12 protein-coding genes are annotated in these 14,502 nt (G+C 54.3%); 5 read left to right on the top strand and 7 right to left on the bottom strand.

Going from position 1 to position 14,502, the window contains the following annotated elements:
* Positions 1-39: 39 nt before the first annotated feature.
* The 3 genes from NA645_RS08925 to NA645_RS08915 form a co-directional block, all read right to left on the bottom strand.
* Positions 40-1,413, bottom strand: coding sequence for a heavy metal sensor histidine kinase (locus NA645_RS08925; RefSeq protein ID WP_003292663.1), 1,374 nt, complete (start codon positions 1,411-1,413; stop codon positions 40-42).
* On the bottom strand, positions 1,410-2,084 hold the full coding sequence (locus NA645_RS08920) for a heavy metal response regulator transcription factor (protein ID WP_008569962.1): 675 nt from the start codon (positions 2,082-2,084) through the stop codon (positions 1,410-1,412). The genes NA645_RS08925 and NA645_RS08920 overlap by 4 nt, the downstream gene beginning before the upstream one ends.
* A gap of 320 nt (positions 2,085-2,404) precedes the next feature.
* Positions 2,405-3,724 carry an OprD family porin gene (locus NA645_RS08915; protein ID WP_014822255.1) on the bottom strand — a complete coding sequence of 440 codons (1,320 nt, stop codon included), beginning with the start codon at positions 3,722-3,724 and terminating at the stop codon, positions 2,405-2,407.
* Between the two features lie 839 nt (positions 3,725-4,563).
* On the opposite strand from NA645_RS08915, the gene NA645_RS08910 reads away from it, so the two are divergent.
* The 4 genes from NA645_RS08910 (at position 4,564) to NA645_RS08895 (ending at position 10,773) form a co-directional block, all read left to right on the top strand.
* Positions 4,564-5,871: a TolC family protein gene (locus NA645_RS08910; protein WP_008569960.1), complete on the top strand. Its 1,308-nt coding sequence runs from the start codon at positions 4,564-4,566 to the stop codon at positions 5,869-5,871.
* 8 nt (positions 5,872-5,879) lie between these two features.
* On the top strand, positions 5,880-7,226 hold the full coding sequence (locus NA645_RS08905; RefSeq protein ID WP_015275575.1) for an efflux RND transporter periplasmic adaptor subunit: 1,347 nt from the start codon (positions 5,880-5,882) through the stop codon (positions 7,224-7,226).
* Between the two features lie 17 nt (positions 7,227-7,243).
* Complete coding sequence (locus tag NA645_RS08900; RefSeq protein WP_256048496.1) at positions 7,244-10,414, top strand: CusA/CzcA family heavy metal efflux RND transporter; 3,171 nt, start codon at positions 7,244-7,246, stop codon at positions 10,412-10,414.
* A gap of 233 nt (positions 10,415-10,647) precedes the next feature.
* The gene (locus NA645_RS08895) at positions 10,648-10,773 is read left to right on the top strand and encodes a hypothetical protein (protein WP_023444716.1); all 126 of its coding nucleotides are present in this window, start codon (positions 10,648-10,650) and stop codon (positions 10,771-10,773) included.
* A 279-nt stretch (positions 10,774-11,052) separates the two neighbouring features.
* On the opposite strand, the gene NA645_RS08890 is transcribed toward NA645_RS08895, so the two are convergent.
* Positions 11,053-11,382, bottom strand: coding sequence for a hypothetical protein (locus tag NA645_RS08890; RefSeq protein WP_023444715.1), 330 nt, complete (start codon positions 11,380-11,382; stop codon positions 11,053-11,055).
* Positions 11,383-11,759: 377 nt separating this feature from the next.
* On the opposite strand from NA645_RS08890, the gene NA645_RS08885 reads away from it, so the two are divergent.
* Entirely contained in the window at positions 11,760-12,680 is a 921-nt protein-coding gene (locus NA645_RS08885; RefSeq protein WP_008569956.1) for a cation diffusion facilitator family transporter, read from the top strand.
* 214 nt (positions 12,681-12,894) lie between these two features.
* On the opposite strand, the gene NA645_RS08880 is transcribed toward NA645_RS08885, so the two are convergent.
* From NA645_RS08880 to NA645_RS08870, 3 genes are read right to left on the bottom strand one after another with little or no spacing between them, the layout of a single operon-like run.
* Positions 12,895-13,356 (bottom strand): methyltransferase family protein, encoded by a 462-nt coding sequence (locus NA645_RS08880; protein ID WP_003292672.1) that lies wholly within the window; start codon positions 13,354-13,356, stop codon positions 12,895-12,897.
* A gap of 4 nt (positions 13,357-13,360) precedes the next feature.
* Positions 13,361-14,041, bottom strand: coding sequence for a DsbA family protein (locus NA645_RS08875; RefSeq protein ID WP_008569955.1), 681 nt, complete (start codon positions 14,039-14,041; stop codon positions 13,361-13,363).
* Positions 14,038-14,472 carry a disulfide bond formation protein B gene (locus NA645_RS08870; RefSeq protein WP_003292674.1) on the bottom strand — a complete coding sequence of 145 codons (435 nt, stop codon included), beginning with the start codon at positions 14,470-14,472 and terminating at the stop codon, positions 14,038-14,040. The genes NA645_RS08875 and NA645_RS08870 overlap by 4 nt, the downstream gene beginning before the upstream one ends.
* Positions 14,473-14,502: the final 30 nt, after the last annotated feature.

Here is a 14,502-nt window from a genome sequence, read left to right as displayed (position 1 = left end):
TTCGTAGTGATGGCTGTCTCCGTGCGGTATCACTTTGAGTCAGGCCTGCCGAGGAAACGTGAGTTCAAACGTGGTCCGACCGTCTTTGCTGGCGACGGCCACGTGGCCTTTGTGGAGGTTCATCACTGAGCGGACAATCGCTAGCCCCAATCCTGCCCCGCGAGGTTGTATGCCGTTAACGCGGTAAAAGCGGTCGAACAGATGTGGGAGATGATCCGATTCGATAGTCGCGCCATGATTGGTGACAGCCAGCGAGACGATGTCTACGTCCTCCTCAAGGATCTTAAGTTCGACCGTACTGCCAGTATTTGAATGCCGCAGCGCGTTGGATAGCAGGTTGGAAATGGCCCGCTGGACCATAAGTCGATTTCCCAAAATCATGGCATCGCCCGTTACTGTCGTAGCGACTCCCGCTTCTTCGGCAAGGACTTCGAAGTATTCACATACGCGCCTCGCCTCGCTTCCTAAAGATAATTGTTCGAGCTTCAGTGCTGGGCTGGCGTGGCTGGCCTGGGCGAGAAACAGCATGTCTGACACGATTCGATCCATGCGTTCGAGTTCTTCAACCGACGACTCGATCACCTCCCGATAATGCTCCTTGCTTCGCTCACGCACCAAAGTCACCTGCGCCTTGCCTATCAGGTTGTTCAGCGGAGTTTTTAACTCATGAGCCACATCGTCCGAGAATTGTGACAGTTGCTGAACGCCGTCATCGAGTCGATGAAGCATTACGTTGAGGCTGTGCGCCAATGCCTGGAGCTCTTGCGGAAGCCGATCGGTGCGGATTCGAGGTGATAGATCCTGTGTAGATACCTTAGTCGCCAAGGCCCGGAACTTGCGAAGCGGCCGCAAGCCATTTTGGGCGATTAGCCATCCAGCCAATCCGATCAATATCAGTAGCATCGGCACGGTCACTAAGGCCGAGCGCAGGAATGCAGCCACCAGCCGTTGATCGGCACTGCGATCTTGCGAAAGTAAAAGCGTCATTGGAGCCAGTCCCGGGACTTGGATTTGCTTGCGCCCGGTTAGCATCTGCACGCCATCTTTCGTTGTCCAGCCAAGATAGTCGCCGTCCCTGCTCACGAGATCCAGCTGCTGCGGCGCATTGGCGAATCGGCCGATACTGAAAATGGGTGATTTCGCTGTATCGCCGATGACCGTAATCGAAAGGTTGTCATGGCCGAGTACGGTATCGCTCAATGCGTGTTGCCAGGAGCGGCCCATACGGGCTTTGGTGTCTTCGAGGAGTCCATGATCGATCTGAGAGAGCTTGGCCGTCACTTCCTCCTGGGCGCGCAGTTCCAGTTGGCGCACCAGTACCCAGTAGCTCAGTGCAATCAGCAGCGCGACCAAAGCGGCGCCGGTCAGTGTGATTTGAAGCGCGAGACGCGATGCGAGGCTGAGTGGCTTCAAGGCCGCGCCTCCAGCACGTAGCCCACACCCCGGATGGTGTGTATCAGGCGATCGCCGAAGGGTTCGTCCACTTTCATCCGCAGGCGACGAATCGCAACATCCACCACATTGGTATCGCAGTCGAAATTGATGTCCCACACCATGGCAGTTATTTCCGTACGCGTGAGGACTTCGCCAGTCCGGCGCATGAGCAGATGCAATAACGCAAATTCTTTGCTGGTGAGGTCGATACGCTGACCGCTCCGGTAAGCCCTATGCCGGGCCGGGTCCAGTTCGAGGTCGGCTACACGCAGGTTGCTCGGAAGTGTGACTGCCTCGCCTCGCCGCAACAGTGTCCGGATACGGGCAAGCAGCTCGGGGAACTGGAACGGCTTGACCAGATAGTCGTCGGCGCCCGATTCCAAGCCGCGGACTTTTTGCTCTAAGCGGCCATTGGCAGTCAGCATGATGACGCGTGTCTGCTTACGCCGCCTGATGAGTTCGAGAACCTCCCACCCATCCATGGTTGGCAGATTCACATCTAGCAGCACGATGTCATAGTCGTTCTGCAGTGCCAGGTGAAACCCATCGAGGCCATCACTTACGCAATCGACCAAGTAACCACATTCGATAAGACCCTGCTGCAAGTATTCCGCAGCTTTGATCTCGTCTTCGACAACCAGGATGCGCATGTTTTGAGGTAACTCGGCAAGGAGGTGCGCGGTAAGCGGAACCAAAAAAATCCATGTAGTAACTAGGTCAAGACGAAAGCGGCTTGGCTCTAGCGTGAAAGGCAGAGGCGAAAAGATCTGCCCAGGGAAGCGGGAAGCACTTTAACGCGGTAAAAGCCCTGTGAGGGCTATCTTGCGAATTTGTAATCTACCGGTCATTTGGTTGACCCGCAGCGCGAGCGGGTGCACCAAACGAAAAAAGGCGCCCTGATGGGCGCCTGAAACACATCTTCAAACCAAGGGAGCAAAACTAAAGAAGATGTGGTGTTGCTCATGGTGTTTCACAAGATCGAGAGAGGGTACTCGGCGATGAATCGGACCTCATCGAGGTCGGACTCGAAAGCAGTCGCCCGCGTGGTAGCCTGGCGCACCCGCAGAGACAAATCCTTGAGAGAGCCAGTCTGTACAACGTAGCGGGCTTCGACGTCGCGTTCCCAGCGGTTCTGTCCCGTCAGCGGCGCACCGTTATCGTCTTGGCGCATGTACACCTCGTTCGCGTTGCTGTAATCGGCGCCCCAACCGCGGGCGTAGCGGGTCATGAAAGTAAGCCCGGGTATGCCGTACTCCGCCATGTTCAGGTCGTAGCGCAGCATCCAGGACTGCTCTTTAGGTGAGTTGAAATCACTGTACTGAATGGAGTTGTTCAGGTAGATCGAGTCCGCCTGGCGCAAGTAGTCAAAGTCGTTGTTACCGTTGTTTCGCTGATACGACGCCGTGACGGTGTGCGCGCCGAAGGCGACACCCAGGCTGGAGCTCCAGATGTTGTTGTTGAACTCGCCCAGCAACTCACGGCCTTCGTCGGTTGCCTTGTAATAGTTGAAGCTGGCCAGCAGCGCGACGATATCGGAGAGCGGATAGGTGGCCGACGCACCGAAGTAATGCTGGTTCCAGGCATCTTTGAGGCGGCTGGTGTACAGGCTAAGACTGATATTTTCATTCACGCTGTAGTCACCGCCTGCGTAGCCGAGCCAAGGCGCGTCTACGCCCCCGCCGTAGAAGGTGACGAAGTCTTCGTTCATGTTACTGGTGTTGGGCTGGCTCATCGCGTGCAAGCGGCCTCCCTGAAGGGTGAGGTCGTCCAGCGAGTTGTTCACAACGGTGACACCCTTGAAAGACTCCGGCAGCAGCCGAGAGTCGCCGAAGTGCACGACAGGTGTAGTGGGAAATACATCGCCGGCCTTGATCTCGGTGTCCAGCAAGCGTGCTTTCACCGCGCCCCCCACCCGTGTGAAGTCATCCTCAGGATCGCCAGCGCTGTCGTGGGGAAGCAGGTCGATGCTGCCGCCCACACCGGAGCGCCCCGAACCGGAGTCGAGCTTGAGGCCGAGCATGGCGAAAGCGTCGAAGCCAATCCCTACCGAGCCTTGGGTATATCCGGACTCGAAGAAGGCCATCAATCCGTGGGCCCATTCCTCGGAGTAGCCATTGCCGGCGGCACTCTCACCGTCGCGAAAATCCCGATTGAAATAGAAGTTGCGATTTATCAGCGATAGCGTGCTGCCTTCGATGAAGCCCTCGGCTGTTTCCGATTGGGCAAAGACCGGGGCGCTGCCCAATGCCAGTGAAAGGGCTGTCAGCGAAAAAACGGCCTTTTTGCTCATGATGATGCTCCTTATGTACGGCAGGTCAGTGCTCGAATGACGCCTTTCGCCTTTTTGTTTTTAGCGCTTGGCCATGTTCTTCCCCTAGAGATGACGGCAGGATTAGCGGCAAATGACTATTTTGTAATCTGAGGAAGCCCAATCGCGCACTCCTTCGATTACAGATTTGTAATGTTGCGGTCACCAGGTCGTTATCCACACTTATTTAAAGTCACCACCCCATAGCCATCAGCTATCTCGCCGGCTTGGCAAGGCTGATAAAAACGCTTTCGTGTATTTGTCTACTAAATTCAGGGCGAATCACTATCGCAGTAGAGGCGCATGTGTTTCGCGTCTTGGCGGGGGTAGTTCTTATGATTGGATTCGACATCTAAACCAGGAAGTCATCGTTTTGCCTTGGATGAGAAAAATAGTTTTGCTGATGTTGCTAGCCTTGTTCCCATTGCAATCATCATGGGCAGTTGTTAGCACGAGCTGCAGTCATGAGGATGGTTCGGCAGCAAATCATCTTGGACATCACGAACATCCGCACGAGTCTCTGGGTACTGACGAGGAAGGATCGTCAAAAGCCGCAAAAAAAATCAGTCTGGATGGAGACTGTGTCTTTCATGGCGACCATATCAAGCCGCTTATAACGAAAGGGATCTGTCCTGGTTCGGTATTATCAATGAGCTTGAAACCGTTTCCTTCTGCTAGCTACGCATCGGCTGAAGCGGGGCGTCCTGAGAAACCTAATTGGCGCATCGGTGCAAAACCGGTGGGACGCCAAAGTAACCAGTAAGCGCCATTTATCTGTATCTGACGTCTCACCGAACCTTCCCTTTTTTTAGGAGATTTCGGTGCGAAAAGCTCTTTTCTCGCTGGGGTTGACGACGTTGTCGTGCAATCTCGCCTTTGCGCAACCCTTAGAGTTGCCGACCTTCACACAGACCTTACCTGTCGGTGTGTCAAATACATTCCCCGTTGAGTCTGTCGAATCCATAAGCTTTCTACGCGCCTTGGAACTCGCTAGCTCTGCAAGCCCTGAACTGGCTGTTGCAAGACGTGAGCTGGCTGCTTCTCGCGCATTAATTAGCCAAGCCGGAGCACGTCCGAATCCAATATTGTCCGCTAGCCAGGAGGGAATCCGGGGCGATGCCCCGGAGACCACGCTTGAACTGAGCCAAGAAATAGAGCTGGGTGGTAAACGTTCGGCTCGTATTGAGGCGGCGCAACGAGCCTTGGACGTAGCAGCTGCTGACCTACAGGACGCCCAAGCTCGACTGAGGGGGGCAGTGATGGGCGCGTACTACGATGTGCTTACTGCTCAAGAACGGCTGGACCTCGCTCAGGCTGCTTCAAAGCTTGCGAAGCAAGCAGTGAACGTGGCCAATCGACGTGTGAGGGCCGGCATGGTTTCTCCCGTAGAGGAAACCCGGGCGCGGGTTGCGGCTACTGGAGTGCAAGTAGAGCTTGCCCAGGCCACAGCTGAACTCGAAGCTGCGCGCACTCGGCTGGCGGCCAACTGGGGAAATCCACAGCCACGCTTTGAGCGAGTAAAAGAGCCGGCAGAGGCAGTGCCTCCTCTTCCCGAGCTAGCTGAGCTTTATAGCCGTTTGAACGATTCCGCCCAACTAACCCGCGCGCGTCGGGAGGCTGAAAGACGTCGGGCTGCGTTAAAGCTGGAAAGGACGAATCGCTTTTCTAACGTGACGGTTAGCGTAGGTGCCCAACGCTCAGATGAATATAACGGCACGCTGGGATTGGTGAGTATCTCGATGCCCCTGCCGTTGTTTGATCGAAACCAAGGCAACATCGGAGCAGCGCAGGAACGGGCCTACCAGGCGCAGGACGAGCTCAACGCCGTCCATATACGCCTGAAAAGCGAACTTTCCCAAGCGCACATGCGGCTGCGCACTGCTCGCCAGCAGTTTGAACTGTTGCGCAACGATATGCTCCCCAGTGCCCAAAGCGCTTATGAAGCTGCCAGCAAGGGGTTCGAACTTGGAAAATTCACGTTCCTTGACGTACTGGATGCTCAACGCACGCTTTTCCAAGCCCGATCTCAGTACCTGTCTGCGCTATCACAAGCTAACCAGGCGGCGGCAGAAATCTCGCGAATTGTCGGAGATGGGTCGGCCGTTATCACCTCGGCCACTCAGCCATAGGAATCCATATGAAAAGTAAATCGAATACATCTTCCTTGGCTGGTCACAAGAAGCAGATTTTTTGGATCGTCGTCATATTAAGCGTGGCACTTATGCTTGGCGGATTGCTTCTTCGCAGTAGTCCAGCTGTGCCCGATGCGGGCGACGCACATAGCGAGCATGGTGACGAATCGGAGCATGAGGATGAAGGGCATTCGGATGAGGATGCAGAAGCCGAAGGAGATCATGGCCATGATGAAGGAGGCGCCGATAGCGATCACGAGGTCGGTGCGGCAGAGAAAGATGAGCATGAAGATGAGCCCGAGGGAGCGGAGCATACTGAAACAGCAGAGGTAGAACTCTCAGAGACACAAATCCTAGCCGCCGGCATCTCACTGGCAACTGCTCAGCCCGCAAAGATAAAAAGCGCAATTGAGCTGCCTGGCGAAATTACATTCAACCAAGACCGCACAGCGCAAGTTGTGCCTCGTCTCTCAGGTGTCGTTGAAGCGGTCAAAGTCGATTTGGGCGAACAGGTGAAACAGGGGCAAGTACTTGCTGTGATCGCGAGTACAGACCTGTCGGAACGTAGAAGCGAGTTCTACGCGGCGCAAAAACGTCTTGCATTGGCTCAAAAAACCTATCGACGCGAAAAGGAGCTATGGGAAGAGCGTATTTCTGCGGAACAGGATTATTTACAGGCACAACAGGCTTTACGGGAAGCAGAGCTGACTGTTGCGAATGCAAACGCACAGCTACAAGCGCTTGGCAGTGATGCTGGCAAGCCAGACGCATTGAGCCGCTACGAACTCAGGGCGCCGTTCGATGGGATGATCGTTGAGAAGGACATCACGCTCGGTGAGTCAGTCAATACCGATGACCAGATATTCATCATTTCCGATCTCTCCACCGTGTGGGCAGATATCAGCGTTCCTGCCAATGCACTCAGCGCGGTACGAGTAGGCAGCAATGCCGTTATCGAGGCCACAGCATTCGAGTCCAGTGCCAATGGAACCGTTTCTTATGTCGGCTCACTTGTTGGTCAGCAAAGCCGCGCCGCTACCGCCCGGGTCACACTTCCCAACCCTGAAGGGGTTTGGCGCCCCGGCCTGTTCGTCAAAGTGCAGGTAGGCGCTGGCGAAGCATCCGTGCCAGTCGCAGTAAGTCCTGATGCGATCCACACATTGGAAGAAAAGCCGGTGGTGTTTGTACGGACCGACCATGGCTTTGCTGCTCAGCCAATCGTGAGTGGCCGCAGCGATAGTGACGCGGTCGAAATCAAGGAAGGCCTCCAGCCCGGAGCGCGCTATGCCTTGGATAACAGCTTCATCATCAAGTCCGAGCTTGGCAAAGCCAGCGCCTCGCATGCTCACTGATACGGAGTTATAGAATCGTGTTCGAACGTATCATTCGTTTTTCTATCGAGCATCGCTGGTTGGTTATGCTAGCCGTGCTTGGCATGGCAGCGTTAGGAGCTTACAGCTACCAAAAGCTGCCTATCGATGCTGTCCCGGATATCACCAACGTACAGGTGCAAATCAACACTGCGGCGCCAGGTTATTCCCCGCTGGAAGTGGAGCAGCGTATTACCTACCCGCTCGAGACGGTAATGGCTGGGCTGCCCAAGCTCGAGCAGACACGATCCTTGTCTCGATATGGACTTTCTCAGATCACAGTTATTTTTGAGGAAGGCACTGACATCTATTTTGCCCGCCAACTTGTGAACGAGCGCCTGGGAGGGGCCAAAGATCAGCTCCCAGATGGCGTCACTCCAACACTTGGCCCTATTTCCACTGGGCTTGGCGAAATCTATTTTTGGACGGTTGAAGCTGAGGAAGGTGCCACCAAATCGGACGGTACGCCGTATACCCCTGCTGACTTGCGTGAGATTCAAGATTGGATCATCAAACCGCAAGTCCGAAATGTACCTGGTGTTACTGAGATCAATACGATCGGAGGATATGCAAAGGAATATCAGATCGCCCCCAACCCAGACACTTTGCGGTCGTTTGGACTAACACTACAAGATTTGATCGAGGCGGTTGAGCAAAACAATAACAATCTAGGTGCCGGATATATTGAAAAGCGCGGCGAGCAGTATCTTGTTCGCGCTCCAGGACAAATGCAGTCTGTGGAGGACATCCGCGATACCCTTATTAGCAACGTTGACGGTACCCCAGTGCGTATCCGCGACGTTGCGACGGTCGAGGTTGGAAAGGAGCTCCGCACTGGCGCAGCCACCGAGAATGGCCGCGAAGTGGTACTAGGTACGGCCTTCATGCTTATCGGTGAAAATAGCCGAGTAGTTTCAAGGGCTGTCGACGACAAGATGAAAGAGATAAACCTTTCGCTTCCGGAAGGCGTAAAGGCAATTACTGTCTACGATCGAACTGTACTCGTAGACAAAGCTATATCCACCGTTAAGAAGAACCTCACTGAGGGTGCCATTCTTGTTGTGGTTATACTTTTTCTCTTCTTAGGCAATATCCGGGCGGCGATCCTAACCGCGCTTGTGATACCGCTTTCTATGCTCTTCACGTTCACCGGCATGGTAGCCAATCAGGTCAGCGCCAACCTGATGAGCCTAGGCGCATTGGATTTCGGCATCATTATCGATGGAGCCGTGGTGATTGTTGAGAACTGCGTGCGTCGACTTGCACACGCTCAGTCCCATCACGGACGGGCATTAACACTGTCCGAACGGCTTCATGAAGTATTCGCTGCGGCAAAGGAAGTGCGTCGGCCTCTATTGTATGGGCAGCTGATCATTATGATCGTGTATCTGCCGATATTCGCCCTTACAGGGGTAGAAGGTAAGATGTTCACGCCCATGGCGTTTACCGTAGTGACAGCGCTATTCGGGGCGATAATCCTTTCGGTGACGTTCGTCCCGGCGGCCGTTGCGCTCTTTATCGGTAAGCGGGTTACGGAAAAGGAAAACTTTCTAATCCGCAATGCTAAACGGGCCTACGCACCTGCGCTCGATGCGGTAATGGCCAACAAGCCAGCAGTGCTCACCTTTGCGGTAGTTGTAGTCATACTTTCTGGCGTCGTAGGGTCACGTATGGGCAGTGAATTCGTGCCTAGCCTCAACGAGGGAGACTTCGCTATCCAAGCCCTTCGTGTACCAGCTACCAGTCTTAGTCAGTCTGTAGAGATGCAGCAGCAGCTGGAGCGAAAGCTTATGGATGAGTTTCCGGAGATTGAACGCATATTTGCGCGAACTGGCACTGCGGAAGTGGCATCGGATGCTATGCCTCCAAATATCTCTGACGGGTACGTCATGCTGAAGCCACAAGAACAGTGGCCGGATCCAGGCAAGTCGCGTAATCAGCTCTTAAGCGAGGTGCAAGCATCCGCCGCTGAGTTGCCGGGCAATAACTACGAGTTTTCCCAGCCGATTCAGCTGCGTTTCAACGAGCTGATTTCCGGAGTTCGTGCCGCGGTAGCCGTGAAAATCTATGGTGATGACATGGACGTTCTTAACAGCACGGCGGCGGAAGTATCCGAGGTGCTAGGACAAGTACCAGGCGCTTCAGAGGTTACGGTCGAGCAGACGACTGGCCTTCCCATGCTCACGATTGATATCGATCGCGATCAGATCGCACGATACGGCCTGAGTCTAGATACCGTCCAGCAAGCGGTTGCAGTAGCTATCGGTGGCCGAGAGGCAGGCACCTTGTTTCAAGGAGATCGGCGTTTCGATATCGTGGTTCGTTTACCGGACGAGATACGCAGCGATCTCGCCGCAATTGAGCGGCTTCCAATTGCCCTTCCAAGGGAATTAAACAGCACCATAAGTTATATCCCCCTCGGCGAGGTGGCCACCCTGGATTTGGCCCCCGGTCCGAATCAGATCAGTAGAGAAGAAGGGAAACGGCGAATTGTCGTCAGTGCAAACGTCCGTGGTCGTGACATTGGATCATTCGTATCTGAGGCAGAACAGAAAATCCAGGCCCAGGTAGATATCCCGGCAGGTTATTGGATCGACTGGGGCGGTACCTTTGAGCAGCTTGAATCGGCAACGAAGCGGCTGCAGATTGTCGTCCCCGTGGCGCTGCTCCTGGTCTTCATTCTGCTTTTCATGATGTTCAACAATGTCAAAGACGGTTTGTTGGTCTTTACAGGGATTCCATTTGCGCTCACCGGAGGCATTGTTGCGCTGTGGCTCAGAGATATCCCATTGTCCATTTCAGCAGGTGTTGGCTTTATTGCTCTGTCAGGCGTCGCCGTTCTAAATGGCCTGGTAATGATCTCCTTCATCCGTAGCCTACGGGAGCAAGGTTTACCTCTGGACACTGCGATCCGCGAAGGTGCCCTTACCCGGCTACGACCGGTATTGATGACAGCCTTAGTGGCTTCACTCGGGTTCGTTCCAATGGCCTTGAATGTGGGTACCGGTGCAGAGGTACAACGTCCCCTTGCGACGGTGGTGATCGGGGGGATTCTCTCCTCAACGGTGCTAACGCTATTAGTTTTGCCGTTGCTCTACCAGATGGCTCATCGACGCGAAGACGAATTGGAGGAGCAAGAAATCGCGTTGGCCGCTGACAGAACAAGCTAGAGATTGGATGGCGGCACACAACGCCCCGTTCTTGCTAGCTAGCGAGAACGGGGCGCGTTAATTATCGGAGCGCAGTTTCATTAGCGGCGCAGCGGACAGCACAGCCTTTGTGGCGCAGTCTGATGCATCTAAGCGGTAAATAAAAAATTGCTCAGCGCTTAGTGCGTATGACTTTCGCTACATACGCGTCCTTGACCTGATGGCTTTCACCCACGGTGAGCTGACGAAGGATTATGCAAACAGCGACTGACCTGCCCCGGTCGGCAGCAAAGGGCGATAGCTACGACAAAGCCCTGGCTGGAACGATCAGCGGGCTGTGCAAGGCCGAGCTGACACCGTCAATCATGGGCGAACCGTGAGGCCTTTGAGATAGCGACCCAGACATGGGTGCGCTGTACGCCACAGCGTCTGTTCAGCTCACTCGGACATGATCCTTGCGAAGGCTAATAACAACAGATCAGGCAATGGCGGCCTGACTTAAACGAAACGGCTTATATAAATTCCGGGCGATTCGCTGGTAGCGATGTTGCGGGCAAGTTATGGAAACAAAAAAGCGCCCCGAAGGGCGCTTAGAGTGCAACTGCTTCCAAAGGAGATTGGAAGCTGCAGGAGGCGAATATCGTTCAGATATGAAGCGGTTAGTCAGCTTTGGTTTCTTTCTTGCTTTCCGTATTGTTCTGATCTTGGCGGGTATCCTTAATCTGTAATTCGTCTATTTTTCGTTTGGCGGATTCGGTTCCGTGAATTCGTTTTTGATCTGCTCGGAATTTTTCATTAAATTTAATTGAGCGGTCGTAACCATCTTCTGCATAAGACAATGCGGAGCCGCAGATTACCAAACCAACAACAATAGCTTTCAACAGATTCATAGGGCAGTCCTCGCTAAATTCAAAGGTGGCTTGCTGAGCTTTCTCGCTGAGCCCTGCAGGTTCGAATGAATTTTGCGTGATTGAAGTTAACAGCAGCATGAGCCAAGCATTACATTATTGAAATGTAATGCTTCCATTGCGCGGTGACATGAGCGCCTTGCTTCGTCATGTCAGCACCGAGGCGCACCAATCTGCAAGGGCCTATCCTACGAAAAGAATGATTGGAAGATTACAATTTTGTCATCTTCGGATTGACGCCGCATCATCTATCATTAGCGAGCAACGTCGTTTAACGTTTGAGAGGGATCGGCCAGTTATCGGCAAGTTTCAGACGATAATGCACGAACTCGCTTGAGAGTGGTCGCATTTCTGTCAGTGTGGTTTGGAAGGCCAGATGGTATTGGTGCTAGTATTATCTATTACTTTTTTGGGCTCCCTATCCTTGTCTTATGTTATTTAAGGACGGTTAAAAACCAATGGCTCACGAACATAACCATAACACCGAAGCCATAGGCGATAAGCGTTTAATCGCTGCCATTGGCGTTAATACTGTGCTAACTCTGGCACAAGTTGTTGGAGGAATACTTTCTGGCAGTTTATCGCTCATAGCTGACGCGCTACATAACTTGAGCGATGCCGCATCACTGGTTATTGCGCTCATCGCACGTAAAATCGGTCGCAAACCGCCAGATGCTTTTAAAACCTTCGGCTACCGACGCAGTGAAACCATAGCGGCTTTGATTAACTTGGTCACGCTGATTATCGTTGGTCTCTACCTCATCTACGAAGCTATAGGTCGGTTTTTTGCCCCACAGCCCATTGAAGGATGGACAGTGGTCGTGGTGGCGGGAATAGCCTTGATTGTAGATGTCGTCACGGCCTTGCTCACCTACACAATGTCTAAGAATAGCATGAATATAAAGGCGGCATTCTTGCACAATGTGTCGGATGCGCTGGCCTCCGTCGGTGTTATTATTGCCGGAACATTAATCCTTCTGTATGACTGGTATTGGACAGATACTGTACTGACGCTGATGATTGCTGGTTACGTGCTATGGCAGGGCTTTAGCATGCTACCTAAAACCATTCACTTGTTAATGGAGGGCGCACCAGAAGGAGTTTCCATCACTGATATAATCAATGTCATGGAGCAAGTGGACGACGTTGTGAGTGTTCACCACGTACATGTCTGGGAAATTGCCGAACATTCAACTGCATTGGAAGCTCACGTTGTCATCAAGAAGGCTAGCCTGCCCGAAATTGAACGAGTGAAGACTGATTTAAAACGTGTACTTCATGAGCGATTCAAAGTCAGCCACTCGACACTTGAAATGGAGCTAGACGGCAGTGTTTGTATCGACACCAGGCAGGCCGACAGTCATCGCAGCGAAGCATAAGCCTGCTTTGCGCTCACCGCTGTTGCTAGACAGTTATCTCGATATCAACGGAGTGAACTTGCGACATCACTCGTTGGCGCTATGTCTTCGACCAGAGACATGCTAGCGGCATGTGGCCAAAGCAGCTCGTCACGAGGAGATCAGGCTAGGTCGTGGCACCTTCGGCAGGCTGCCGCGACGAGCAAGCCCCGCCAGTCGCTACCGCCGCGGACGCTCAGAGCCAGCGGCGGACTCGTGCACGGTAGCGGGCAAATGATTCGCCGAACAATGTTTCCAGCGCCCACTCTTCGGCTGGGATCTGGAAACGGTTCATGTACAGCACGAAAGCAACTACGCCAAGCAGGGTTAGAGGCGAGGCCAAGACCAGCGCCCAAGCCGCCAGGATAATGGCAAAGCCTAAGTACATGGGGTTGCGGCTGTACCGGTAGATGCCAGCCTCCACTAATGCAGAAGCCTGCTGCGGCTGCAATGGATTAACCGTAGTACGCGCGCGGCGAAACGACAGGACGCCGGCGAGGCACACGCCGAGCCCCAGGAGCAGTATTGGCAAAGCGAAGGTCAGGCGCGCGGTCCATGCCAGTTCGAAACCCGGCAATTTGGTTCCCGACAAACCCATCAGCACAGCGATCAGGCCGGCCACGAGCAGCGGTGGCACGCGGTTTTCCAGCGCGCTCATAGTGTCATTCTCGTGCCTTGGCCACTTCGCTGTTCACCAACTGGCGCAGCGGCTCCGGGCCAAACTCGCTGAGCGCACGACCATTGACAAAAAAAGTCGGCGTGCCACGAACCCCAACGGCTTTAACGTCCTGCATGTCCGTTTCCAGCACGGCGTTGACGCCAGGCGTATGCATGTCCTGGCGGGCCTGTTCCAAGTTCAAACCGACGCGCTCTGCAGCAGCCCATGCCTGCGTTACCTTGGGGTCGTCGTGCCAACCGGGTTGGGCTTCCAGCACAGCCCCCAACACTTGTTCATGGAGATTTTGCTTACGCGCCGCCTCCAGCATTCGCGCCACCTCTTCGGAGCCTTGATGGAACAGTACATAGCGCAGCACCAAACGCACGTCTTCCGGGTTCTCGGCGAGGATCTGCTTCACATAGGGGTGGAAGGCGCGGCATGCCTCGCAGGAAGGGTCAAAGAATTCGACGATGGTCACTGGCGCTTGCGCCGGGCCGAACACTGGTGAGTGGAAGCGAACCAACTGGCCGCCGTTCTGTTTGGGTTGTGTCGCGGTCTCTTGGGCTGTCGAACCGGGAGCCTGGGCCTGTTGAGGCGATTGCGAGGGGGAATAGAAGAATGCGGCGGCAGCAAAGACGGCCAGGATCACGACACTGACGATCAGGACCACGGAACGGCGATTCATGGGGTGGTTCTCCGACGGATGATTATGAGCAGGATGGCGATAAGGATAAAAGCGAACAAGGCGAGTGCCGGCAGGGGCACCACGCCGAAGAGGGTCATTCCGGCGCCTGAGCAGGATGGACCAGTGGCCGTGCAGGGCTGGATCGGCTGTGGAATCAGCCCTGCATAGAGCAGCGTGTGAACAAATGCCAGTGCCGCACCGATAGCGGTCAGCGGCAGGGCATAGTGCCAGACGGTGAAATCCGAGCGGTAGCAGGCGATGGCCAGGATCACCGCCAGCGGAAACATGAAGGCACGCTGGAACCAGCACAACACGCAGGGTGCCTGGCCCATCACCTCACCAATGAACAGCGCGGACAGGGTCGATACCAGTGCGACCAGCCAGGTTAGCAGCAGCAGGTTCCAGGGCATGCCTGAAGGTTGAGGATTCATTGCGGTTAACTCCTGGCGATGGCGAGCACT

The sequence above is a fragment of the Stutzerimonas stutzeri genome (assembly GCF_024448955.1).
Lineage (GTDB): Bacteria > Pseudomonadota > Gammaproteobacteria > Pseudomonadales > Pseudomonadaceae > Stutzerimonas > Stutzerimonas stutzeri_AQ.
This window is presented reverse-complemented; position numbering and strand designations above follow the sequence as displayed.